At 58.0% G+C, this 23,356-nt stretch carries 20 protein-coding genes; 8 read left to right on the forward strand and 12 right to left on the reverse strand.

Translation table 11 applies throughout. The features are described 5' to 3' along the window. The first annotated feature begins 112 nt into the window (after window positions 1–112). Window positions 113–877, forward strand: coding sequence for a tetratricopeptide repeat protein (locus NL64_RS28560; protein WP_034151414.1), 765 nt, complete (start codon window positions 113–115; stop codon window positions 875–877). Window positions 878–1,131: 254 nt separating this feature from the next. Here NL64_RS28560 and NL64_RS28565 read toward each other — a convergent pair whose 3' ends face one another. After that, entirely contained in the window at window positions 1,132–2,199 is a 1,068-nt protein-coding gene (locus NL64_RS28565) for a helix-turn-helix transcriptional regulator (protein ID WP_034151415.1), read from the reverse strand. 98 nt (window positions 2,200–2,297) lie between these two features. Between NL64_RS28565 and NL64_RS28570 the strand changes: the two genes are divergently transcribed. Together NL64_RS28570 and NL64_RS28575 are read left to right on the forward strand one after the other, a co-directional pair. Then, window positions 2,298–3,158, forward strand: a complete 861-nt coding sequence (locus NL64_RS28570; protein WP_034151416.1) for a hypothetical protein — start codon at window positions 2,298–2,300, stop codon at window positions 3,156–3,158. Between the two features lie 83 nt (window positions 3,159–3,241). Further along, window positions 3,242–3,655 carry a hypothetical protein gene (locus NL64_RS28575; protein WP_052321332.1) on the forward strand — a complete coding sequence of 138 codons (414 nt, stop codon included), beginning with the start codon at window positions 3,242–3,244 and terminating at the stop codon, window positions 3,653–3,655. 46 nt (window positions 3,656–3,701) lie between these two features. Here NL64_RS28575 and NL64_RS28580 read toward each other — a convergent pair whose 3' ends face one another. The 6 genes from NL64_RS28580 to NL64_RS28605 all read right to left on the reverse strand — a co-directional run bounded on the left by NL64_RS28580 (window position 3,702) and on the right by NL64_RS28605 (window position 11,769). Continuing rightward, window positions 3,702–4,337 (reverse strand): DUF502 domain-containing protein, encoded by a 636-nt coding sequence (locus NL64_RS28580; RefSeq protein ID WP_052321333.1) that lies wholly within the window; start codon window positions 4,335–4,337, stop codon window positions 3,702–3,704. A gap of 170 nt (window positions 4,338–4,507) precedes the next feature. After that, window positions 4,508–4,771 carry a hypothetical protein gene (locus NL64_RS28585; protein WP_052321334.1) on the reverse strand — a complete coding sequence of 88 codons (264 nt, stop codon included), beginning with the start codon at window positions 4,769–4,771 and terminating at the stop codon, window positions 4,508–4,510. Window positions 4,772–4,952: 181 nt separating this feature from the next. After that, window positions 4,953–6,500, reverse strand: a complete 1,548-nt coding sequence (locus NL64_RS28590) for a phospholipase D family protein (RefSeq protein ID WP_034151417.1) — start codon at window positions 6,498–6,500, stop codon at window positions 4,953–4,955. A gap of 230 nt (window positions 6,501–6,730) precedes the next feature. Beyond that, complete coding sequence (locus tag NL64_RS28595; protein ID WP_034151418.1) at window positions 6,731–8,857, reverse strand: TonB-dependent receptor family protein; 2,127 nt, start codon at window positions 8,855–8,857, stop codon at window positions 6,731–6,733. A 175-nt stretch (window positions 8,858–9,032) separates the two neighbouring features. Further along, window positions 9,033–10,223, reverse strand: coding sequence for a glycosyltransferase (locus NL64_RS28600; protein WP_034151419.1), 1,191 nt, complete (start codon window positions 10,221–10,223; stop codon window positions 9,033–9,035). A 208-nt stretch (window positions 10,224–10,431) separates the two neighbouring features. After that, window positions 10,432–11,769, reverse strand: coding sequence for an MFS transporter (locus tag NL64_RS28605; protein WP_034151420.1), 1,338 nt, complete (start codon window positions 11,767–11,769; stop codon window positions 10,432–10,434). A gap of 265 nt (window positions 11,770–12,034) precedes the next feature. Between NL64_RS28605 and NL64_RS28610 the strand changes: the two genes are divergently transcribed. Continuing rightward, complete coding sequence (locus NL64_RS28610; RefSeq protein WP_034151421.1) at window positions 12,035–12,631, forward strand: eCIS core domain-containing protein; 597 nt, start codon at window positions 12,035–12,037, stop codon at window positions 12,629–12,631. A 194-nt stretch (window positions 12,632–12,825) separates the two neighbouring features. Here NL64_RS28610 and tspO read toward each other — a convergent pair whose 3' ends face one another. Beyond that, window positions 12,826–13,266: a tryptophan-rich sensory protein TspO gene (tspO, locus tag NL64_RS28615; protein WP_034151446.1), complete on the reverse strand. Its 441-nt coding sequence runs from the start codon at window positions 13,264–13,266 to the stop codon at window positions 12,826–12,828. Between the two features lie 392 nt (window positions 13,267–13,658). Between tspO and gabP the strand changes: the two genes are divergently transcribed. The 3 genes from gabP to NL64_RS28630 all read left to right on the forward strand — a co-directional run bounded on the left by gabP (window position 13,659) and on the right by NL64_RS28630 (window position 16,973). Beyond that, a complete protein-coding gene (gene gabP / locus NL64_RS28620) occupies window positions 13,659–15,059 on the forward strand; it encodes a GABA permease (RefSeq protein ID WP_034151422.1) in 1,401 nt (466 codons plus the stop codon). A gap of 267 nt (window positions 15,060–15,326) precedes the next feature. After that, on the forward strand, window positions 15,327–15,752 hold the full coding sequence (locus NL64_RS28625; RefSeq protein WP_034151423.1) for a bleomycin resistance protein: 426 nt from the start codon (window positions 15,327–15,329) through the stop codon (window positions 15,750–15,752). Window positions 15,753–16,046: 294 nt separating this feature from the next. Beyond that, on the forward strand, window positions 16,047–16,973 hold the full coding sequence (locus NL64_RS28630) for a Gfo/Idh/MocA family protein (RefSeq protein ID WP_034151424.1): 927 nt from the start codon (window positions 16,047–16,049) through the stop codon (window positions 16,971–16,973). Window positions 16,974–17,149: 176 nt separating this feature from the next. Here the strand turns inward: NL64_RS28630 and NL64_RS28635 are convergent, their stop codons facing one another. Beyond that, the gene (locus tag NL64_RS28635) at window positions 17,150–18,613 is read right to left on the reverse strand and encodes an L-lactate permease (protein ID WP_034151425.1); all 1,464 of its coding nucleotides are present in this window, start codon (window positions 18,611–18,613) and stop codon (window positions 17,150–17,152) included. 132 nt (window positions 18,614–18,745) lie between these two features. Between NL64_RS28635 and NL64_RS28640 the strand changes: the two genes are divergently transcribed. Next, the gene (locus NL64_RS28640; protein ID WP_034151426.1) at window positions 18,746–19,234 is read left to right on the forward strand and encodes an Lrp/AsnC family transcriptional regulator; all 489 of its coding nucleotides are present in this window, start codon (window positions 18,746–18,748) and stop codon (window positions 19,232–19,234) included. 128 nt (window positions 19,235–19,362) lie between these two features. On the opposite strand, the gene NL64_RS28645 is transcribed toward NL64_RS28640, so the two are convergent. Genes NL64_RS28645 through NL64_RS28655 form a run of 3 tightly spaced genes read right to left on the reverse strand, consistent with a single transcriptional unit; the run spans window position 19,363 to window position 23,333 of the window. Further along, entirely contained in the window at window positions 19,363–21,396 is a 2,034-nt protein-coding gene (locus tag NL64_RS28645; protein ID WP_034151427.1) for an LTA synthase family protein, read from the reverse strand. 30 nt (window positions 21,397–21,426) lie between these two features. Next, the gene (locus tag NL64_RS28650; RefSeq protein ID WP_034151428.1) at window positions 21,427–22,038 is read right to left on the reverse strand and encodes a hypothetical protein; all 612 of its coding nucleotides are present in this window, start codon (window positions 22,036–22,038) and stop codon (window positions 21,427–21,429) included. Next, the gene (locus tag NL64_RS28655) at window positions 22,035–23,333 is read right to left on the reverse strand and encodes a sialidase family protein (RefSeq protein ID WP_034151429.1); all 1,299 of its coding nucleotides are present in this window, start codon (window positions 23,331–23,333) and stop codon (window positions 22,035–22,037) included. The genes NL64_RS28650 and NL64_RS28655 overlap by 4 nt, the downstream gene beginning before the upstream one ends. Window positions 23,334–23,356: the final 23 nt, after the last annotated feature.

The following is a 23,356-nucleotide window of genomic DNA, read 5'->3' on the forward strand; positions in this document are numbered from 1 at the left end:
GAACTTCAGGGTGGCGGCCAAGTCAATAAGGCCCCTGTGTCGGCGACACCGACCAGCGCTGGTGGCCTGTTTTACGGCAGTGCCGTCCGAGATCAGCCGAGTCTGCCCCCTGATGCCAACCAAACGTTTCCTGCCGGGTTTCCTCCTGGCGTTCTGCGCTGTCGCGTCGCTTTGCTCGGTCGCTGCCGAGCGAAGAGCGCCTGCACAAAGCAACAGCGCATCAACCACCTTGATCGAAACTGCTTCGCGCCAGTATGAAACTGGCCAGGTGGATCAAGCCGCAGCCACGCTGGAGCGTGCCCTGCATATCCAGCCGAACAATCCAGCGACGCTGCATTATCTGGGTGTGTTGCGCCTTCAGCAGGGGCAGTACGAACAGGCTGAAACGTTGGCGGCGCGCTCGAACATGCGGGTTGGTCGCAACGTCGAGTTACGTAACCGCAACTTCCAATTGATCCAGGCGGCGCAGCAGGCCAAGGCTTCGAGTTCCCCACCGAACGCCCAAGAGGACCGGATCGCAGTGCAGAAGGGGCTCGAAGAAGAGGCCCAAAGGCGCCGCGAAGCAGAACTAGCCATTGCTGAACAATCCAACCAGGACATTGGGCGCAACGCCGGCAATCTCGTTCGCGCAAACGCTGAAGGTGTATCGAACTCTCCAGCGGCAGGCACGCCAAGGTCTGGAGGCCAACCGCAAGTGGCTTCGGTGGCGCCAGAGCCCGCGAACGACGAGGTGGCGATTCCCCGCGGCCATTGGCCGCCTCCGGGCAAATGCCGAATCTGGTTTCCCGATCGTCCGCCGGGGCAGCAGCCCGCACCCGGCAAGTGCAAGAAACTGCGAAAGCGTGTTCCGTCAGGCGCCTATCTGGTCCACGGTTGAACGTCAGTCGACCATCGGCAATTCGAAACCAGGAATCTCCCACTTTGCACTGGATGAGCCGTTCATCTTCTCGGATAAACTGAAACTTTGGGTTTTGCCGTTCGATCTGGAGCAGGGCAGGTTGTCAGGTGGCGGGTTAGCGAATCTGCCATTGATAGAACGATGCGCGGGAGCTGCCTGATGGAGGCAGCTTTTTTGCCGGGCTGAGTTGTCTGGTTGGCTATCCCGGATAAGGAGTACAGCCGTTGCAGTCCTTATCCACCATACAACGTCAGTGCTCGCTGAAGCGTGTCGTGCACATGGGCTCGGAGATTGGCCGGTTTTTTTACCTCGATGTCAGCTGCGTTGCTTAGCAGAAATAGCCGCAAACCCTGGGAGTCCTGAATGCGGCAGGTGAGCTTCCACCAGCCATCACTCTCCTGCTGCAGTTTCTGCTCTTCGGTTAATGGATTTTCCCAGAGCCTGTTGTACAAGTTGGCACTCAAACGCAAAACCAGATCGACCGGGTCCTTATCATGAATCGTCATGAGATGTTGTTGGGCTTCGAACGAATGAATGTCGTAGCCTTGCGGGTCCTCAATGGAGCGTTTGCCCGGTTCGATCTTCACGATCCGGTGCAGCATGAGTGCGCACATCGAATTCGGTCCGTTGCTACTGTACTTACCACGTGGTTTTTCCGGATCGGGTACGTAGCCATCAGCCCATTCCTCTTCCAGGACGTAGGCGGAAAGGTAGGTATTGGAATCTTGATGCGATAGCCCCAGGGGTTTGAGCTGGTATACGCACTGGACCCCGTCGGCATCTCTGGGCAGGTAGGTGACTTCAAGCGGCTCGTCGTAGCAAATAGCCTGCTGCAGTCTTTTGAGATGGCCGAGATCGGCTTTGCCAGGCGCAAGTACCAGAAAACGGGTCCCGGTGGTAATGCGTTTCTCTATCTCGATTTTGCGTTTTTCAACCCGGTTCATAACTCTGTTGGCGTAGGTTTTCAAGCCCTTGAGTTGATCGGTATGGGTGTGAAGGCCGAACCGATTGGCATGGTCAAAGATGGCCGCAAGGGTCATGGCTTCGGTCGGGAGCAACGTCAGGGCGTGGCGGTATTTTTCCAGACGCCACAAGCGTGCCAGGCCGTTACCTTTGTCTTCGTAGAGGGCGTAGCCTTCATCGAACAGATACTCGAGATCGCGCTTGGTTGTTTTCAGTGAGCCGACCGGTTCGCTGCTGGAACTTTTAAGCAGCTCATGCAGCGCGCTTGCTGAAAGCCATTGCGATTGACGGCTTAAAACGTCCAGCAAGCGCTCACGGCGATAATTAAGTAGTGACATTTAGTTCAACCTGGACAAAATCTGGGTAGGGTATCTGGTTTCATGCTTCTGCTGGTGAGCGATCCTGCCAATCCAGCCCACAGGAGCAAAAATATCCCATGAAGCGTCATTCCTATCTCTGCGTTGCGCACGTTGCTGGCTTCGTCACCTGGCTGGCCACCGAGCTCGAGTCGAGCACTCTTTTTCAGCACGCTTACACCAATCGCCGCAGCAACGCACAGTGGGCTTGCACCAGCCTCTACGACGCCTTCCAGCGCTATAGCTGGAATCATCCGGGCAACATACGCCTGGGTTACAACGCGGGCGCCTGCACCACAAGCAACGCAATTGCGCTGGATGCGCTTCGTCGGGATCTGACGACCGCTGGCGGCAATGATGCCCTCTGTCTGCAGGCGTCGGCGGATGTGATGGCTTGGGGAGGCGTTACCGCGCGCAACACTGATTGGCTGAAGGACAATGAGCGTGGTTTGGCAAGCATGCTGCAAAGCGTGAAAATGGCGATCGATGCGCAAGATTCCGAGTTGCCTGTGTTGCGTGCTGCAGGCCTGCGCTTCAACTCGGGAATGACCAAAATCTATTCTTTGATCTGCGACAACTTCGTGATCTACGACAGCCGCGTCGCCGCAGCCATGGGCTGGCTGGTCGCAAAATACTGTCAGGCCAAGGGCTTGAGCCAGGTGCCCAAAGAACTGTGCTTCCCATGGTCGGCAGCCAAGGAAGGTGAAACCACATTGGTTCCCAAGCGCCGCAACCCCGCAGTTGGCAATCTCTACTTCAAACGACTTCGTGCCGGGCGTCATCACGCGCTATGGAATCTGCGTGCCAGCTGGGTATTGAGCGCCGCACTGGATCACCCGGCGGCGCAGGCGAGTCGCTTCAACACGCATGTTGCTGCCCCGACCAATGCGCTTCGCGCGCTGGAAGCCGCCTTGTTCATGATCGGCTACGACCTGGCCTGACCCTCTCAGGTTTGTACGTGGCAATCCATTCCCACTCGGCGGACACGAGTGGGAAATCCTGAACGACACTAAGGCCCCTGGCGATGGAAATGCACTCACTTCGTATATTGATCATTCACCTCTGTTCCTCGGGATTGAGTCTCGCCGACCTGCGCGAGTCGGTGGGCCGAGAGTGCCCGCAGGTCGATGAAATCCAGCTCCAGGCCGCAGTGCGTGAGCTTCAGCATGAAGGTCTGTTAGTCGGTCACGAAATCGCAGGTAAGTGGACGCTCACTGCTGTAGCGAATGACGTGGAGAACCGCGAATGGCCGGAATACAGTCAGGAGTTCGCCAATCGCATTCTTGCAATCGAGCAGGAGGAGTTTGTGGAGATCGATGTTGATGATCTGATCGCCCAACTCGACGCCATGATTCAAAAGGCTCGAGCAAGAAAATCGCGAATCCGCCAACGTGTCAGCCGCACGGTGAAGGAGGGTGGGCGATCCGATCAGTCGTGAAGCGAGGTAAGCCAAGGGTCGCATCGCGGCCCTGGTCTCAGTTTGTTCAGGGCGCGATTTTCGCCTGCTCCGTCAGCACCGCCGCTTCACGCCGGTTTGCGCTGTTCTCCATGGCGGCCACCAGATCCTTGGCGCCCGAGCCCCATTTGGAGATGACTTTGAAGGCGTCGGTGAAGGAAACGTCCAGGGGATGCACGCGGTTCCCGTCGAGAATGTAGACAGCACCGGCCAATGGCGTGGGCACCGACGGGACGAAAATCGTGTAGCGGCCGTCCTCGAACACTTCGATGATGAAGGCCGGGACGAGGGCGTCTTCGATTTCGACCAGGGCAGGCTTCCAGACGGTTTGGCGGCTGTCACCCGCGACCTGTTGCGTCAGGCTGCGGAACAACCCGTAGCCGGGGATTCGTTCGAAGAACCTCTTTTCCACTCGATCACGGGCCCGCTGTCCCAGACGGGTGCGCAAGGCAGAGCCGATCAGGAAGCAAATCAACAACACCAGAATGAGTGATAACAACTGCTCGGCGGGAAGCCAGTCTGGAAGGATTTGAGTGAAAGGCCGCACCAGTTGCCCAAGCGATTTCATGCCCTTGAGCAGCAACAGGATGGCAAGGTAGATCGGGATGATGACCAGCAGTCCAGCAATCACCCGTTTGGTGAAGTACCCAAGTGCCTGTTTCATATGCACTGCCTTTGGTTCTGGATGAGCGGGAAGGGCCGCACCCTTGATCTCCCTGGGCAGTGTTAGTGCGCGGCACATTCGCGTGAAAACGCCGCGCAGCTACCCCCGATCCCCGAACAGATCGACCGTTTCAGACCCGGCAGCCACAGGGAGCCGGGTTCGGTTGACGATTAGTATTTGATGTCTCGAGCCGTGTCGCGGTTGTCTTGCTTGGTGTCGCGCTTGTCCTGACGACAATCGTTACGGCTTTTTTCATCGCCTTCTTTGCATTCCTCTTTGACTTCCCTGGCGGCATCTCGCCCTTCTTGCTTGGTGTCGCGCGATTCTTGCCGTTGGTCAGCCTGGTCGGTTGCGTAGGCCGGCACCGAAACCCCGTACACGCCAGCAACGAGGGCCAGTGTCGCCAGTGCAGTCAGGTAAGGCTTGCGAATCATGATGATCTTCCTCCTGAACAAGGGTACTCAATCACTTGATTTCCCCGGTCATAAGCCGGATCTGCTCTACCGCTCGCACTCAAAAAGTTGCTTTTGAGTGTGAGCTTTAACGATAGACGATATGGGCAGCCCTACAAGTTGGCGCGGCCATGCAAAACCTTGAAGGCCCCGGGGGGGGCATCTAGAGCATTTTCTCCAGGCCGATTGTGTCGCTGAGCCAAGCTTTGAAGCTGCGCCATTTACCGCCGGGCTCCTTGCGCAGGGTGTACAGGCGGCCGTCGTCTTCGGCGATCCAGACGATTTCGCCGTTTTCCAGGCGGGCCTGGTAACTGACGGCTGGCGCCATGCCCTCATGCGCCAGCTTGCGCAGGTAGCCGGCCAACTCAGGGCTGTCGACCAGCACCCCGACTTCGGTGTTCCAGAACACCGAGCGCGGGTCGAAATTGAAGGAGCCGATGAACACCTTCTGCTTGTCGAGGATCATGGCTTTGGTGTGCAAGCTGGAGTCCGAACCACCACTGAAACCAAAGGACGAACCACCACCGGGGTCGTCCGGCTGGCGCCGCAGTTCATAGAGTTTCACGCCATGTTCGAGCAGGGTTTTGCGGTAGGGCGCATAGCCGCCGTGCACCGCCGGCACATCGGTGGCTTCCAGTGAGTTAGTCAGCAGGCGCACATCGACGCCGGCATCGGCACGCCCGAGCAGGTAACGCATGCCTGGTTGCTGCGGGACGAAATAGGCCGAAATCAGGATCAGCTCCTTGTTGACGCTGTCGAGTTCGGGCCGCAGTTGCGTCGACATCACCAGCGCGAGGGCCGGTTCGCCGTCGGCCAGTACTTTGCTCGGCGCGTCCCACATCGCTTTGCTATGCGCCCAGATAAGCTGCTGGCGCCAGGTCGCGAGTTGCGGTTGGGTCCGGTAGGTCATGAGGTGGTCGAACAGGGCCTTGTTTTCGATCCGCGTGCTTTGCAGCGATTGCTCCAGGCGTTGGCGGCTCTTGGCCAAGTCCTCGGCTGTTGGCTTGTTGAGCAGGAAGTCACTGATCGGCTGGCTCAGGGCGCTGTTCCAGTACTGATCGAAGCTGTGGCCCAACTGCTCGGCAACCGGGCCGAAGCACAGCAGGTCCATGTCGGTGAAATTGAGATCCGGCTTGGCGTCGAAGTATTCATCGCCCAGGTTGCGTCCGCCGACGATCGCCGCGCTGTTGTCGGCCAGCCATAATTTGTTGTGCATGCGCCGGTGCTGTTGGGAAAGATCGAGCAGGCGGCCCATGGTTCGGGTAACCAGGGTGCTGCGCCCGAGATGCAGAGGGTTGAAGACACGGATGTAAATATTCGGGTGCACGGCGAGGGTCGCGATGACTTCTTCCTGGCCGTCGGTGGCGGTGTCATCGAGCAGTATGCGAATGCGTACGCCGCGATCGGCGGCCAGCAGAATTTCACGGACCAATGCCCGGGTGCTGAGCCCGTTATGCACGATGTAGTACTGCACATCGATGCTTTTCTGCGCATTGCGGATCAACTCGGCACGCGCGCGGAACGCTTCACTGCTGTTAGGCAACAGGCGAAAGCCCGAACGGCCCTCATGCGGGGCAGCCTGGGACTGGATTGAACGCCCGAACGCCGAATCGCTGGCAGGTATGGCCTCGCTGAACTCATGGGGCAAACGCGTGGTGGCGCAGCCGGCGAGCAGCAGTGCGAGCAGCATGGCGGGGATGAACCGGGACATGCGCAAATGGCTCGTCCTCACCCTCGACGGGTGTTGTATTGACCTCGGGCGCCCGCCAATGGTTGCGACTTAGTTGTCCGGTTCATTCGCAGGCAGTTACGGTGCTTGCTCGATGCCGGGAGCATGCAGCCCACGGCCATCTGCGCACCTTCTTCCAGTAAAGCCCGGTTCCGGCGCAGCGTGCCGAAATTTTCCGGTCGTCGCGCCCGGAATACCAGACCGTCAGGTTGTCAGAGCAAACTCCACGACACCCCGGCATACACCCCGAAACCTTCACCCGGTGTGGAGCGTGCCGCATCCAGCCCTTTGTCGTCATAGCCCGGCGTGACGGTGGCGGCGTAGTGCTTGTCGGTCAGGTTGCGCAGGTCCAGCCAGGTCTGCCAGTCGCCCTTGGGCGAGTTGTAACCGAGCGTGGCGCCGAACAGCGCGTACGGATCGGCGTAGTAGCTGTTGGCGTAATCCACCGCAACCTTGGACACGAGCTGCGTGTTGAGCGCAGCGAAGAAGCCCATTGGCCAGTCGTAGCGCAGTTCGCCCTGGTAGTAGTGCATCGGCAGGCCAGGCAAGCGGTTGTCGCCGAAACGGTCGTCGTCACGGTAGTGGAAGTCACTGAAGGTATAGCTCTGACGCAGGTTCAATTGGCCACCGTCGGCCCGCGACCACAGGTTGCTTTCGAGGCTGGCTTCCACGCCTTGGTGCACGGTCGGGCTGGCGTTGAGCTCATAGGGCGTGGTGGCGTTGGCATCCGGCAACACCGAAAGCAACTCGTGCTGCACTTGCGCGTAATACCAGGCCAGGCTCCATTGGCCCATTGCGCTGTCACCACGACCACCGATTTCCAGGGTGGTCGCCGTCTGGTTTTGCAACTCGATCGGGTCGCTTTGGGTGCCTGTGGCGGGGCCGTTGCCGGCCGGGAATCGAATGTTGGAACTGTAGATCAGTGACCACGGATGTGGCGCCTCGACCGAGCGACTGAGGTTGCCGAACAGTTGCAGGTCAGGTGTCAGTTGATAGCGCAGGCCCACGCGTGGCGCGTAGTCCCAATCGTTGAGGCTGGTCTTGCCGCCCGATTGCGGGTACGTGACTTCACTTTCGCGGCGGGTGTAGATCGCGGCAAGGCCGGTGGTCAGCCACAGGTCGTCGGCGATCTCCAGGTCATTGCCAACATGCAGGACCGTGTCCGAGCCCTGATAGGTGAAGTTGCGCATGTGCGTGCCCGGTGCGTAGCCGGCGGTGTTGCCGGTGGGGATGCGCACCAACTCGCTGGCGCCGGCATTGGGCAGGTGTTTGGTCACGCGCAAACCCAGTGTGCTATTGCTTTCCAGACCCCAGAGCGTGTCGCGACGCTTGTAGTCGAACGTACCGCTGACATCCGTGTACGCCACCTTCAGGCGGTTGGGACCCTCACGCAGATCCATGGGATAGTCGTGGTAGACAAGACCGGTCTGGATGCTTGAATCGTCATCGATGTAGTAGGTGATCTTGTTGCCGAAAAAGGTGCTGCCCGGCTGCTTGCGGCTGTCGTCCCGCGATACATAAGCGGGGTTGGCCGCCCGTGGGTCGTGTTCGATGGAGTGCTTGGTCACGCGCCCGGCGAGGTCGTTGTCGGTCTCGCGATAGCGCAGGTAGAAGCGCGTTTCCAGGTTTGGGTTGAAGCGATAACCGACGTTGAAGATTGCGCCCTGGCTCTCGCTGGCCGTGTGGTCCTGATAGCCATCGGAACTGGCGTCGGTCATCGCCACGTAGTAGTCGAAATCGCCCAGCACCTGCCCGGAACTGACCTGGCGCTGAACATAGCCGTGGCTGCCCATCGCGTAGCGCACCTGCAACCGTGGTGCGTTGTAGCCGGTGTGGCTGACGTAATCGATGGCGCCGCCCAAGGCGAGGGCGCCCCGGTCGAAACCGTTGGCGCCACGCAACACTTCCACGTGATCGAGCCACAGCGGTTCCAGCAGTTCATAGGGTGTGCCGCCCGGGCCGGTGAGAGGCAGGCCGTCGAGCATGGTGTACAAACCCGAGGCGTGGGCACCCGGCGCGCGGTTGATCCCCGAGCCACGGATCGAGATCTTCACCCCTTCGTTGCCGGCAGACTGGGCATATATGCCTGGCTGATAGGCCAACACATCCTGGTTGCTCGCCACGCGGCCCTGCAGAGGACGGCGCATGTCGACCACGTTGCTGCCGCCGGGCACCTGGGCTAGCCGGGCCTTGGCGTCCTCGATCGACAAGTCTTCGCTGCTGCGGTCCTCAGCCCCGATCAGCACTTGTCCCAGTTCCATGCCTTGGGCTGCGACCATGGTCGGACACGCAAGGGCCAGGCCCAGCAGTGCAGTGGGCAGGGATTTGGGCGAGGGCATTGAGAAAACTCCAGACAAACAGAACGGGCAGTGAAGAACTGCGACGTATCAAGGAACGAGGGAAACACATGGCAATTTTGATTTTTTGTGACGGTCGTCGACAGAAACGCGGGGGGCGAAACAGCTGCTCTGGTTTTACCCTGATCCGTTGGCAGCTTGGGACTCTATCTAACCTTCATATTCCTGCAATGGATCGAAGATGATTTATACGGCACGCGAAGGTTTTTTCGAACGTGTGATTGGATGAAAGCGCTGCCGCCTCATCAATAAGCGAGGCGAGCCTCACTCGATCGTGATCGAGTTCGACAATGGCTTCGGCGATTTCCTCCGGCTTGCCCATGGGGCTGGCCAGACCGCCGCCACCAAGAGCCAGCACGCCAGTAAACGCATCATTGTTATAGCCGACAATCGGAACCCCGCATCCCATCGTCTCCAAGTACGTACAAGAGGGGTCGGCTTGAGTATGGGCGCACAAAAATATGTCTACGCCCGACTTGAGATTCGGTACAAGTTCCTCGGCGAATGGGACCGGCCCTGCCAGTGTTATAAGGTCTTCCATTCCGGAGCTTTGAATGCTGCTCCTGATTGATTCAGAAAGCGGGCCGTGTCCATAGATATCAAGGGTAAATTTAACGCCTCGATTTGCAAGCGCCAGAGCGATCGGCACAAGATGATCCGCTCCTTTCATTGCAATCAATCGCCCGGAGAAAGCCAGCCGAAGAGGAGCGCCACGGAGCACCGAAGCTTTCTTCTCGGAAATTTCATTTAGGGAAACGGCGTCAGTCTCGGTAATTCTGCTATCGAAATATAAAAGTGAAGATTTTGTAGAGGGCCCATATAAGTTATGAGCAGGCGTACCATTGGCCTGTAATCCGGCAGCATGGCGAAACGCGCGTCGTCGTATGAACTCCGTTTTTAAATTCCAGACGGCGGACTTCAGTTTTTTAAATGTTCCAGTAGTTTCGAGATCAATTATTTTGAGTCTTGTATTCAAGTCGTACTCAATGACGAACACTACTGGTGTTTTTGTTGTTTTATATATGGGGAGGTCATGAAAGTTGTCGCCGGACGCTAGGATAACTGCGCTTTTGTCCAGCAGTTGCTTGGATTTTGAGATGTCATCATGAATTTCATGAACTTCGAAGGGGAGTTCACTTGGGTGATAGAGCTTTCCATAGCCGATTGAGCTTGTCGGTCCGGACCTTAAAAGGCATCGTACCAAGCCAGGCCACAACTTGGCGTATAAACGCAGTCCTTCAACTGCTTTTATGTCAAGAAATAGAAGATCGCCTTGCCGAGAAAAGCGCACGCTAGGGATAACGATTAGCACATTCGAACTAGCGATCGCTTTCAGCGCAGCTGACATCAGAACCCCTCATCATTTTTCGGACAAGCAATCCGTTAGAGTAGCTAAAATACGCGCCGATCCCAACAAAATTATTAACGCATGGTGCCTGTTTTAAAGTGTTGTTCTTAAAATGACGTCAGGAAAACGTCGACAACCTTCGAGAAGTTTGTCGACGCTATAAGATGCATGTCAGGAAGTATGTGTCCGCTGGTTTTAATCGTCTCGTTCAGGCTGCCGCATTCACGCCTACGCCTTTTTCCTGCGTCGAAACATCATGCAGGGAAATCCTCGAGGTCTCCGGCAATGCCAGTCCACCCGCCAGCGCGAGCAATGCAATCGCGATCAGATAGAACGCCGGCGACAAGTTGCTGCCGGTGGTGCTGATCAGCCACGTAGCCACCAGCGGCGCGGTACCGCCGAAAATCGTATAAGCCATGTTGTAGGTGATAGCCGAAGCGGTGTATCGCGTGCGGGTAGGGAACGTTTCCGAGAGCAACGCCGCCGTCACCACGCCGCACAACACCGCGCCAACCGCCAACAACATAACGCCGACGACGGATGCTGCGAACGAGCCAGAGCTGGCCATCAGGAACGATGGATACACGGCCACAATCAACAGCGCGCACGCGGTCATCACCGTCATTCGACGTCCGACCCGATCCGAATAAAGCCCGGCCAAAGGACAGATCGCCGCAGCGAACAGCAATGCGATCAGTGAAACCAGCAATGCAGTTGCGCGACTCAAGCCGCCGGCAACTTGCAGGTAAGTAGCGAAGTAAGTGGTGAACATATAAAACGAGAGTGCCGTGAGTGACACAAAAGCGCCCAGGCAGCAGATCGCCGCACCATGGTTGCGCAACGTTTCCTTCAGTGGCGAATGGGCCACAGCATGTTCCTTGGTCACCGCCTGGAATGCCGGTGTCTCATCGAGTTTCCAGCGCAAGTAAAGGCCCACCAGGCCCAGCGGCGCTGCGATCAGAAACGGCAGGCGCCAGCCCCAACTGCCCATTGCTTCTGCCGATAACGACGCTTCGAGTGCATAAGCCACCACGGCTGCCGCGGCGAAGGCAGAAAATGTCGACACTGGAATGAAGCTGCCGTACCAGGCGCGTTTATCACTGGGCGCATGCTCCATCAGGTAGGCACACGCACCTGCGTATTCTCCCCCGGCGGAAAAGCCTTGGGCGCAACGGATCAATGAAAGAAGAATCGGCGCCATGACCCCGATCGCGGCGTAAGTGGGAAGCAGACCGATCAAGGTTGTTGCTCCGGCCATCAGCAAAATCGTCATGGCAAGGGTGCGCTTGCGACCGATCCTGTCGCCCAGCATGCCGAAGAAAATCCCGCCGAGGGGTCGAAACGCAAACGCCACGGCGAATACTGCAAAGGTCTTGAGTAGCGCGGCACTGGCATCGCCGCTGGGGAAAAATTGCTGGGCGATGGTTGTGGCCAGGAAGCCATAAACGGCGAAGTCGAACCATTCGACGAAATTGCCGATCCCTGCGGCCACGATCACTTTTCTCAGTGTTTTCGGGCTGACTTGCTCTGTAGTTGCGTTCGTCATGCTTGACCTCGACAGTCCATCAGTAAGCTTCCGATTATCCGGGGCGGGGTTCAGGTGGCTCACTTCAAAAGTGTCATCCACATAGTCAGTACCGACTTCATGCAGTTGAGGTAGGCATGAATCGAGCCAGAGTGGTGGGGCATTGATTGCAACGGATCTCGGTCGCGGACGGGATAATAAAGTTCAGTGTAGAGACCGATGGGATACGCTGAAGTGATGCGGGTCTTCGTTCAGTTCCACGCTGCTGCCGTTCATGGAGCGCTCCATGCAGTCCATCATCACGCGCCTGATGGCGCTGTTTGTCCTTTGCCTGACGCTTGAAGCCCCAGCCCAGACCGACGCCTGCCCGGCTGGCGAAAAACAAGTCTGCCTGGATGGCTGCATCTGCCTGCCCGACCTGGGCCCGCTGCTCGGTCCCTTGCCTGACGACATCTACCAGATCGCGGCACCTGCCCTGGCGATGTGGCTGACCCAAGCCCGCGCTGAAGCAGCCATCACCGACGTTCAACCCATTCCAGCGCCTATCCGCGAGCAATTGCTGCGCTGGTACGCCCCCAGCGTTCTTGATGCCGCGCGCTACAAAGTCAGCGACAACGGCCAGTTCAGTGCGGCCACCGCCATGCTGCAAAACCCCGATGTCGGTGCCGTGACGCTGATCGACATCATCCTTTTCCGCGACGCTCAAAGCGCAGAACAGAACGTTGCGCTCTGGGCTCACGAACTCAAGCATGTGCAGCAGTACCAGGAATGGGGAGTAGAGGGTTTTGCCCAGCGCTATACACAGGATTTCAATGCGGTGGAGGCACCGGCCTACGCCATACAGGCTGAGGTCAGGCGGGCAGTGCGGGAAGGGAGTAATTGAAGGAAAATCACATTTGGTCAGCTCAATGGGTTTGTCAGCGTGATCGCCATGTGTTGCTCATATCACCTCCTGTGATCTTGCGTTCCGGCAAGCGTAGACGGCTGGTTGCAGGACCAGCGGAAATGGGCCACTTGCGCCTGGGCCCGCTCGCCAGCGGGCCCAGTCGATTCAGTACCCCATTCGCAGCTTCTTCGTCAGCGGTTATTGCGCCAGATGGAAAAATTCAACGCGGCGGCGACACAAAGCCATGCAAGGTAGGGAAGCAGGATCAAGCCTGTAATCACATCCAGCCGCATCGCCATCACCACCATGGCGGCGACCACAAGCCAAAGCACCGTCAGGATCACCATCGCGGCGAACAGGCGGTGCGCGCCGAAGAACACCGGTGTCCACAACGTATTAAGCGCAATCTGCGCCGCCCATAAAGCCAGTACCACCTGACTTCCAGGTATCAGCGTCAACCGGTACCCGGCCCAAGCGAGCAGCAGATAGATAGTCGACCAAGCTACCGGAAACGCCCACTTGGGCGGTGTGAAGCCGGGTTTGGCGAGAGATTCGTACCACTGGCCCGGTTGGAGCATGAGGCCTGTGGTTGCCGCAGCACCGCAGGCTAGAAGAAAAACAAAAAAGGTCATATCCATTCCCTTAGTTGAGGCCAGTTGCCTGGCGTTGCAAAACCATGTCAGCAGCATTAAAGAAGAGGACGCTCAGTGAAGCGAAAAGTTTTAATTGAACGGTGGCATTTTTCTGCTCGACGTTGGTGGTGACTCATGGGTGCTGGCCGTGAACGAAAAGTTCGCCAGTGTCGAGATCAGGCACGGAGGAGGCGTGATCAGGTAACCGATTTGTCGGACAAGCCGGGTAAGGTGACGCGTCTTTTCGCCGTGGTGCCCGCATCGCGATCACCGATTTGACAAGCACAGTAGCGTTGAGGAGTGCCGCTTTCAGGAGGGGCAGCAGGAAGCAACGATGATCGCCTGACCCTCAGTCAGTACGCTTGAATGTCGATCACCGGAGAATAAAACCAATGATTAGCCCGAGCTCCAAGGATTCGAATGGCCAATTGGCGCAGGGCTTCAAGCCTCGTCACGTCACAATGCTTTCCATCGCCGGCATCATCGGCGCCGGATTGTTCGTCGGGTCGGGGCATGCCATCGCGGCGGCTGGCCCGGCCGTCTTGCTGGCCTATCTGTTCTCCGGCCTGTTGGTCGTCCTGGTCATGCGCATGTTGGGAGAAATGGCGGTGGCCAACCCCGATACCGGGTCTTTCTCTACCTATGCCGACCAGGCCATCGGGCGCTGGGCCGGCTTTACCATCGGTTGGCTCTACTGGTGGTTCTGGGTCCTGGTGATTCCCATCGAGGCGCTGGCTGCCGGCCATGTGCTGAACCAGTGGTTTCCCCAGATCGATGCGTGGCTGTTCGCCTTGGCATCGATCATTGCTTTGGTCGTGACCAACCTGTTCAGCGTGTCCAAATACGGCGAGTTCGAATTCTGGTTCGCCATGGCCAAGGTTGTGGCGATCATCGGTTTTATCGCCTTGGGTTTCGCGGTATTGATGGGCTGGATTCCCGAACGTGAAGCCAGCGGCCTCAGTCGGCTGATGGAAGAACATGGTGGCTTCGCCCCCAACGGTTTGTCTGCTGTGGTGGGCGCTTTCATCACCATCATGTTCAGCTTCATCGGCACCGAAGCGGTCACTATCGCCGCCGCCGAATCCAGTAACCCCGCGCAAAATATTGCCAAGGCTACGCGTTCGGTGATCTGGCGCATCGGGGTGTTCTACCTGTTGTCCATTTTCGTGGTGATTTCCGTGGTTCCCTGGAACGATCCACTGCTGGCTTCGGTGGGTTCCTACCAACGCGCACTGGAGCTCATGAACATTCCCCACGCCAAGTTCATGGTGGATGTGGTGGTGTTGATTGCCGTGGCCAGTTGCATGAACTCCTCGATCTACATTTCTTCGCGGATGCTGTACTCGCTGGGACGTCGTGGCGATGCGCCAAAGTCGTTGAAGGTGACATCGTCGGCAGGCGTGCCGAGGGCGGCGGTAATTGCCAGCACAGTGTTGGGCGCGGGTATCACCGTGTTCAGTTACTTCATGCCCGCCGGCCTGTTCGAGTTCCTGCTCGCCAGTTCAGGTGCGATTGCCTTGCTGGTGTACCTGGCGATTGCCGTCTCGCAGTTGCGCATGCGGCGCAGGCTGCGTCGGCAGAAGGTCGAGCTGACCTTTCGCATGTGGTTGTTCCCGTGGCTCACCTGGCTGGTCATTCTGTTCATCTGCGCGGCGCTGGCAGTGATGATGATCACGCCCGAACACCGTACTGAAGTGAGCACAACCATCGGCCTGGCTCTGGCGATCTCCTTTATCGGACTGGTGACATCCCGTGAGTCTGTGCAGGCTGCAAGAGCGACTTCGGTGGGATAGGTGATGGGAGATGCATCGGTGCCTGCGATCTTTTTAGCCTGTTTTTAAAGGTCAAAAGATCGCAGCCTCGTTTCACTCGACAGCTCCTACAGGTCCATGGCGCAAGCGGATTGGCTGAAGTCCTGTTACAACGCTGACATTTACTTCGATGGGCTGAGTCATCTCCAGGGCTGGTACGATCGGGTGCGCCAGCGTCCTGCGGTTCAGAAGGCACTGCGGGTAGAAGGGTTGATGTGATTTTTGGCGACTACGACAAGGAGTCCGTTTATGAAGATGAACCCATTGGTTCCAGAGATGATTGTCTCTGATTTGCAACGAAGCCTGGTGTTCTACTGCCAGGTGCTGGGCTTTCAGGTTGAATACGAAAGGCCTGAACACAAATTCGCTTTCCTTTCTTTTCAAGGCAGTCAATTGATGCTGGAAGAGGATGATCAGCAAGCGTCTGCGTGGCGGGTTGGTCCTCTGGAATCACCCTATGGCCGAGGGATGAATCTTTCGATCCGGTGCGCTGATATCAACGCGTTGGCCAAGGCCATCGAAAACGCCGGCATGGAGTTACGCAGACCTATTGAAGAGTGCTGGTACCGGGACAACGAGCGCGAGCACGGAGAGCTTAATTTCCTGGTGCTGGATCCGGATGGCTATCTTTTGAGATTCAATCAAAGTCTGGGTGACAGGGCTCTCGAGCATTAATGCCGTTCACTCAAGAAATGGATGGCGGAGCTGGCCTTGCGGCATTCTCGCCCCCTCAAACAACCGAGTTCCCATGTAGGAGCTGCCGCAAGCTGCGATCTTTTGACCTTGCTTCTAAAAAGATCGCAGCCTTGTTGCAGCTCCTACAGGGAAATGACTCATCTCAAGGTGTTCACTGAGTCAAGCCGTGGCGCTGGATCGCGCGTGAGCACATCATCAATGACTTCCCTGCGATACAAACGTAATCTTGCCCGTTCGTGTTCCAACACAAGTACAAAAAATCAGGAGTCATCGATGCAACCGATCCGTCTCGGTCTGGTGGGCTACGGCAAGATTGCCCAGGATCAACACGTTCCAGCTATCCACGCCAACCCCGCGTTCCAACTGGTGTCTGTCGCAACGCAAGGGCAGCCGTGCGCCGGGGTGGAGAACTTTCAGTCCTTGAGCGAGTTGCTCGAAAACGATCCGCAGGTCGATGCGATTGCGTTTTGCACGCCGCCGCAAGGACGGTTCGCCCTGGTGCAACAAGCGCTGGCCGCTGGCAAGCATGTGTTGGTCGAGAAACCGCCGTGCGCCACGCTGGGCGAAGCGATGGCGTTGGTCACTCAAGCCGGGGAGCGAGGCGTCAGCGGTTTGTTCGCCTGGCATTCACGCTACGCGCCCGGCATTGAAGCCGCCCGAGACTGGCTGGCCAGCCGCACCCTGCAAAGCGTGCAGATCGACTGGAAAGAAGACGTGCGCAAGTGGCACCCCGGCCAGGCCTGGATCTGGCAACCCGGCGGCTTGGGCGTCTTCGATCCGGGCATCAATGCCTTGTCGATTGCCACCCATTTGTTGGCGCTGCCATTGTTTGTTGAATCCGCCGAACTGCGCGTTCCCAGTAACTGCCAGTCGCCGATTGCCGCTTCCATCAAAATGTCTGACGCAAATCACCTTGATGTGCGCGCGGAATTTGATTTCGACCACGGTCATGAGGAACTCTGGAGCATCGAGATTCGCTGCTCTGAAGGCGTCCTGCGACTGGACAACGGTGGCGCCCTGTTGAGTATCGACGGCGTGCGCCAAGCTGTATCGGAGGAGGGTGAATACGCGGCGGTGTATCGACATTTTCAACAGTTGATCGCAGGCAAAACCAGTGACATGGACCTTCAGCCCTTGCGACTGGTTGCCGACAGCTTTTTTGTCGGCAGTCGTGCGTTGGTTGAGCCGTTTTACGACTAACGGAATGCGCTTTCCTGCAGGAGTCGGCTTGCTGGCGATGGTCGTTAACGATGACGCGTGAGAACAGGTTGAACGCGTCATAGTTGAGTCCGTCGCCAGCCAGGCAACTCCTGCAGGTTTCGCGTTATGTGGTTGCGGGATCACGTGAAGAACGTTTTTCAGGCGCTACACGCTGCTCAATGCAATGCCCATCCACTCAACAATCCTGCGCCCAACGCGACTAGCGCGGTATTAAGACAAACCAGTGCGAAGCCAAACCGTACCAGTTCGCCTTCTTCCCTGACTTGGGTTTTGGCGAGTCCCAGAATCAGCATGACGATCGACAGGGAGCCCAACGCTGCATGACCTGCCGAGCTGTTCTGGACTGCTGCCAGCAATAGCCGAGAAGGCTCGGGTAGCATCGCGATGGCCGGCATGAAAATCGCGTTGCCGCCCACATTCGACCCGGTCATGTAGCCTGACAGTGCGCCAAGCATGGCAACCAGCGACGTCGCAGCGGTGGGTGACAGGCCTTCGAGCAATTGCATCAAACCCGCCAAAAAGCCAGCCTTCACCATCATTTGCGACATCGCGAGAAAGAAGAAAATGGTCAACAACGGTCGCTTCACCCGTGCCGCCAACGCGGCAGGCAGGTTGATGTCAGGCCCTGTCGGGCGCTGTGAATTGCGGGTGTTAACCCCTAGTCCAATCAGCACCAGGATCAGCGCCACACCCGGTGATGCCAGTGGCTTCCAGGAAACCTGGGCGCCCTGTACGACCCAGCTGTCTTGCCAGGCGGTGAACGTCCACACCGTCTTCAACGCCAGAATGAGGACAATCAGCAACAGGTACGGCCATGCCTGACGCGGCCATTGCACTGAACCGCGCTTGCTGTCGCTGCGGCGCAGGCGCCATAGCCCGACAGAGAGTACAACGGCCGCCGTCAACAGGCCTGCGGCAACGCCGGCCACTTCCGGTCCCAACCATCGACTGGCACTGTAAAGCACGCCCACAAACAGCAGCCAGAAAGCGCCCAGCGCCCTCCATTCTCGCGATTCGCGAACGCCTGCCAGATACAGCGCCATCGCACTGAGGCCCAAAAAAACCGGTGCGCTGGTCAGCGCCGAGGTCGAAGCCAGCGCGGGGGCGTCCAGGTGAGCCAGCGAGGCGCCGATGACCGACGCCAGGCCCAGCGTTCCCCACGGCATGATCGCCATGCCGGTCAGGGCTATTCGCAGTGCGACCCGGCGCTCGAAGAGGCTGAGCAACAGTGGCACCGTGGCAATCAAAGACACGCCGAAGCCGGTCATCGCTTCCAGCAACGGAGCCAGTCCGAGGACGATGAATACGACCTGATCGCCGCGTCCCAGACCCAGTGAACGCACCCATTGGCTGAGCGCAAGATTGACGCCCATGCGTTCGATAAAAATCACGAAGGCCAGACCCGGCACAATCACGAATGCGGTACTGGCGAACAGCACGGCCGTGTCTTGAGCAGCGGCCACCATGCTGTCCGGGCGCCATGCGTCGGCCGCGCCGGCAAACCAGAGCACCACGACGAGAAGGGTGCCTGCGATGGCGGCGTGAACCGGCGGTCGGCGCAACACGACGAGCATGGTCGTTACCAACAGGACAGGGGAAAGATGAAACAGTGCGAGCATGCCAATACCATCCTTGTGTGAGTCTCCCGCCAGGCTGCAAATGCAGTCGGCGAGCAAGATAATATTTATCGCGGCTAGATAAAGGGACGCTGTTTTCTGGTAGTTTTCGAGAAAATTTCTCGCGAGCCAACCATGGCAAAACACCACGTTGCAGCTGAACCGCTGGACAAGTTCGACCGTGCCATCCTCGACCTCGTCCAGCGCGACAACACCACACCACTGCGGCTGATGGCCGAGCAGGTCAATCTCTCTACGGCGGCCGTTCAACGGCGTATCAAGCGAATGGAAGAACGGGGCGTAATCACGGGCAACGTCGCCATCGTCGACCCTACTGCCGTAGGACGGCCGATTACGATCATTGTGGAGGTGATGGCCGAGCGCACCAGTATCGAGGCACTGGAGGCGATGAAGATGCACTTTGCGGTGCCGGAAGTGCAGCAGTGCTACTACGTCACCGGCGAAGTGGATTTCGTCCTGGTGCTGACTGTCGCCAGCATGCAGGAATATCAGGCCTTGTCGCGGCGATTGTTCGCTGAGAATCCCAACGTCACCTGGTTCAAGACCATCGTGGCGCTGGATCGGGTAAAAGTAGGGCTTGATGTACCGAGCGTGCCTGGGTAACGGCGGGCTGCACTCTCCGCAAGAAAGCGACGGTGACGGACATTGATCGTGAAGCGCAGAGTTCACTCGTCCCGGTCAGGTAGCAAAAATGCTGGCTAAGCACTCTGCTACCTGCCACGGGCAAGCCGTTACTTGCGCACGTTCTGGTACAGCATCAACCGTGAGGTTTCATGCATGGCACGGGTCAACGTTGAGAGTCGTTTGAACTCTTCGGGGTTTTGCGCGGCAACGTTGTCCAGCGGTGTCGGTGAAGCCAGATCATGGAGAGTTGGCGAGCTGCCGTCGTGTTCCATCTGCACCATGTAGTGCTGAGTCACGCCGGCAATCAACGGGAACGTGCCTTCACGCAATACCAAGGGCACCACGCGTTCCCCTTCGGGTGCGGGCTGCTGGATGTCACGGCCCATGCCGCTGTTGCGAAACTCGATGCCGGCCATACCGGCCACGGTTGGCAGCAAGTCCACCAGGCCAACGGCTTCCTCTACCTTGCGCGTCCCGATCATGCCGGGCGCGTGGATGAGCATCGGCACCGCGTTGCTTTCCAGGCCCAATTGCTCGTAGGCCGGGGCCAGGAAAGGGATCTGGGCGATCCGGGTGTTGTGGTCGCCAAACATCACGAAAATGGTGTTTTCGTACCAGCCGCCGGCCTTGGCGATTTCCATCAAGCGTCCGATATTGAAGTCCAGCAGGCGCACGGCGTTGTATTGGTCGACACTGCGCGAACCTGCGGCCTGGACTTCCTCCAGGGTAGGGTGCTTGACCTCGAATCCGTCGTTGCTCTTTGGAATGGTGAAGGGACGGTGGTTACCGGCGGTTTGCACATAGGCGAAGAACGGTTTGTCCTTGGGCAGCGCTTGCAGGATCTGGTCGGTTTCCTTAAACAGGTCCAGATCCGAAATGCCCCAGACGTCCACCACCGGTGACTTCCAGTCGCGCTCATCGAACAGGCGAACGCCGTCGATACTTTGCCTGATCAGGGCGTTCATGTTGGCCCAACCGGAGTTGCCGCCAATGGTGTAAATCTTCTCGTAACCGTTAAAGGCATTGATCAGCGTGTTTTGCTTGGTGATCAGGGGATTGCGCGTCGCGGTTTCATGTCGCGTCACGTCCGGCACCCCACTGATGCTGGCCCAGACAGTTTTTGCAGTGCCCGTCACCGGTACATAGAAGTGTTTGAAGAACCAGCTCTGCGTGGCCAGGCGATCGATGTTGGGCGTTGGATTAATCGGGTTGCCATAGGCCCCGACGGCGCTGGTGCCCAGCGACTCCAGCATGATGAACATCACGTTAGGTGGCCGCGAACCGGGTACTTTGTAGGGTTGCGGTGCTTGGTGGCGGACGAAGTTCAGGGTCTGCGGATCGGGTTGGTCGACGCCCAGGTAGCTGGCCATGACCGCGTAATGTTCACGCACCTGCGCTTCGTCGTAACGCGACTGGCCGACCTTCACAGTGTCGTAGAGGAAAATCACCGGGTTCAGGCCCAGTGCGGCGATCTGGTTATTGCCCGAGAAGAACGCATCGCTCCAGCGCAGCGGCACCGGGTTTTCAAGGTTCAAGTGTTCGACACGACCCAGAATACCCAGCAGCACCAGCACCACCATCACTGCACCACCCCACGTCGCGGAGAGCGGGTGAATGGCTGTGCGGGGGCGATCCAGCGTGACGCGTTCCAGACGTATTATGGCCAGTGTCACGAAGGCGACGGTGGCCAGCCAGCCCAGTGAAATCCAGATAACAGGGTAAGTTTGCCAGACCATGTCGCGGGATATTTGCGCATCTTCGATGAAGCGCAACACGGTCGCGTTGATCCTGACGCCAAGGTACGCGTAATGACCGAAATCGATGATGTAGATCAGCAGCACAGCGCTGAGGACCACCACCAAATACAGGCGTGCGATGAGTCGAAGAAAGCGGCTGCCGATAAGGTTCCAGCGAGGTAACCAGGCCAGTAACGCCAACGGCAGCATCACCAGAATGGCCAGGCGCAAGTCGAAACGAAAGCCGATGCCCAAGGTTGTCAGTACGTTCTCGTCGCTCAGGGCGTTGGCGTCGAAACCGGAAAAACCGATAAAGAACATCACACGCAGCAGTGCAAACAGCACAAACGCGATCGCTGTTGCGCCCAGCCAATAATGCAGACGTCTCGATTTGAGCCAAGCCATGCCTGTTTCCCTATTAAAAAATTCGTTGATTCAAATGGATCCGTTGCGCATTGAGCCGCGCAGCGTGGTAAGTCGGCGATAAACCCGGCGCGCCGCGAGCATCAGTAGTGCCAGGCAGCAATACAGGCCCAGCAGCGGATCGACCAGGTAATCCCAATAGTTGTGCGAAGGTTTGGTGCCGAGGACGAAGGCCAGGGTCGCGCCAGCCAGCATCACGACGGCCAGGTAATTGCGCAGGTAAAACAGACCAAACGTCAGCAGCGCGACGAAAATCAGCAAGGGACGCGGACTGTAGCCCAATCGGTAAGGGTCCAGATCACTCAGGCCCATGGTCGCCGGATAGAGCACCAGGGCCATCGCGGCGAAAAGAATCAACACGCGGGTTTGCCCATGCTGCGCAGGCGGCAACATCCCCAGTCGACGCAAGCACCCCCAGCCCATGAACACCAAGGAGGTGATCGCAAGGTCATCGATATGACTGCGCAGGTAAACGGCCAGCGATAGTCCGCCCAGCGGTAAGAAGCTGATGGCCAGTAATGCAAGCAGCAGCGCGATGCGCCAGCCCCTGTTCAGTCCAAACGACGGCAGTATCAGGAAGATGATCATCGCGAAGCTTGCATGGGCTTGCCACAGACTAATCATTTGAGACGCTCGGACAGCCAGGCATCGTTAAAGGTGACGTGTTTGATGAAAGTGTTGTTCCAGGAATAAACCAAGTGATACATCCCGTCGGGACTGCGAATGAAGTACGGGTATTCATATTCAAACTCACACCCTCGGTTTTTGCAGACACGGTTGTCGAGGTTGGCGAGAAATTGCGCCTCCAGCGGTTCTCGGAGTTTGCCGCTGGATCCTCGGAACTCTATCTTGATGATTTCCTTGTAGGCGAGGGGTGAAAACGGATCACCCTCTGGATCCGGTGATTTGTCCAGATCGTGCAACAAGCGCCAATCGGTCATCTTCGCATCGGTGACATACAGGCTCAGCTTGAAGCGTCCCTCTTGCAGGTCATTGAGAGCAACCAGCAATCTTTGGTCGGGAGTTGCCACAGCCGCCAGCGAGGAGTTGGGGTTCGAAGGAACGAGCGGAAAAGGTTCGCTCCAGGTTTGCCCGGCATCTTCAGTGCGGCTCGCCAGGACTCGGTGGTGGGTCGTGCCGGCATAGCGCAAGAAGGCGATACCGCGCTGGCCATCCAGCGCAACGATCGCCGGTTGCAATGAGTTTTTGCCGTGGCTGATGCGGAATTTATCGATCACCTCACCGTCTGCGCTCAAGTACAGGTATTCGGCAAACTTGCCGAGAAACTCGTGGTAAACCGGCAAGCCAATGGAGCCATCGACATGAAACACCGGCGCCGAGCGGACCAGGGTGCTGATGTTCAGAAAGGGTGAAGTGATCAATTGGCGCGGCGCCGACCAATGCTCACCGAAGTCGTCTGACACCATCACATTGACCGCGCTGCCGGCCCAGCCACCCATGGACACGGAGACGTAGAACAGCCACAGGCGATTGTCTGGCGCGAGTGCGATCACCGGGTTGCCCAGTTTTCGGATGTATTTGCGAGTGCTTTGCTGGGTCGACTCCCGGGTCGCCATCACCTGTTCCTGTCCCCATTCGCCGGTGCTCACGTCGAAACGTGCGGAGCGCACCTGCACATCGGCTGCGCCTTCGCGAGAGCCGGCAAACCAGACCGCCATCAGGCTCCCGTCAGGCAAGGCAGTGACCGCCGAGGAGTGCACGAAGTCCACCAACCCGGAGGAGGCGAAACGGCTGGTATAGATGGGCTTGACCACTGTATCCGGCACAGCCGATACCGGAGTTATCCGGGCAAAGGAAGAATGGCCGGGGGCAGGGTGGGTGAGCCATGCGCCCGCAAAAAGGCAAGCAAGGGCGAGGTAAACACCGAGGGCAGGGAGGCTGGGGAATTTTATGCGCATGATTAAGCCTTTGGCATTTCACA

This window comes from Pseudomonas fluorescens (assembly GCF_000802965.1).
GTDB classification, from domain to species: Bacteria; Pseudomonadota; Gammaproteobacteria; order Pseudomonadales; family Pseudomonadaceae; genus Aquipseudomonas; species Aquipseudomonas fluorescens_A.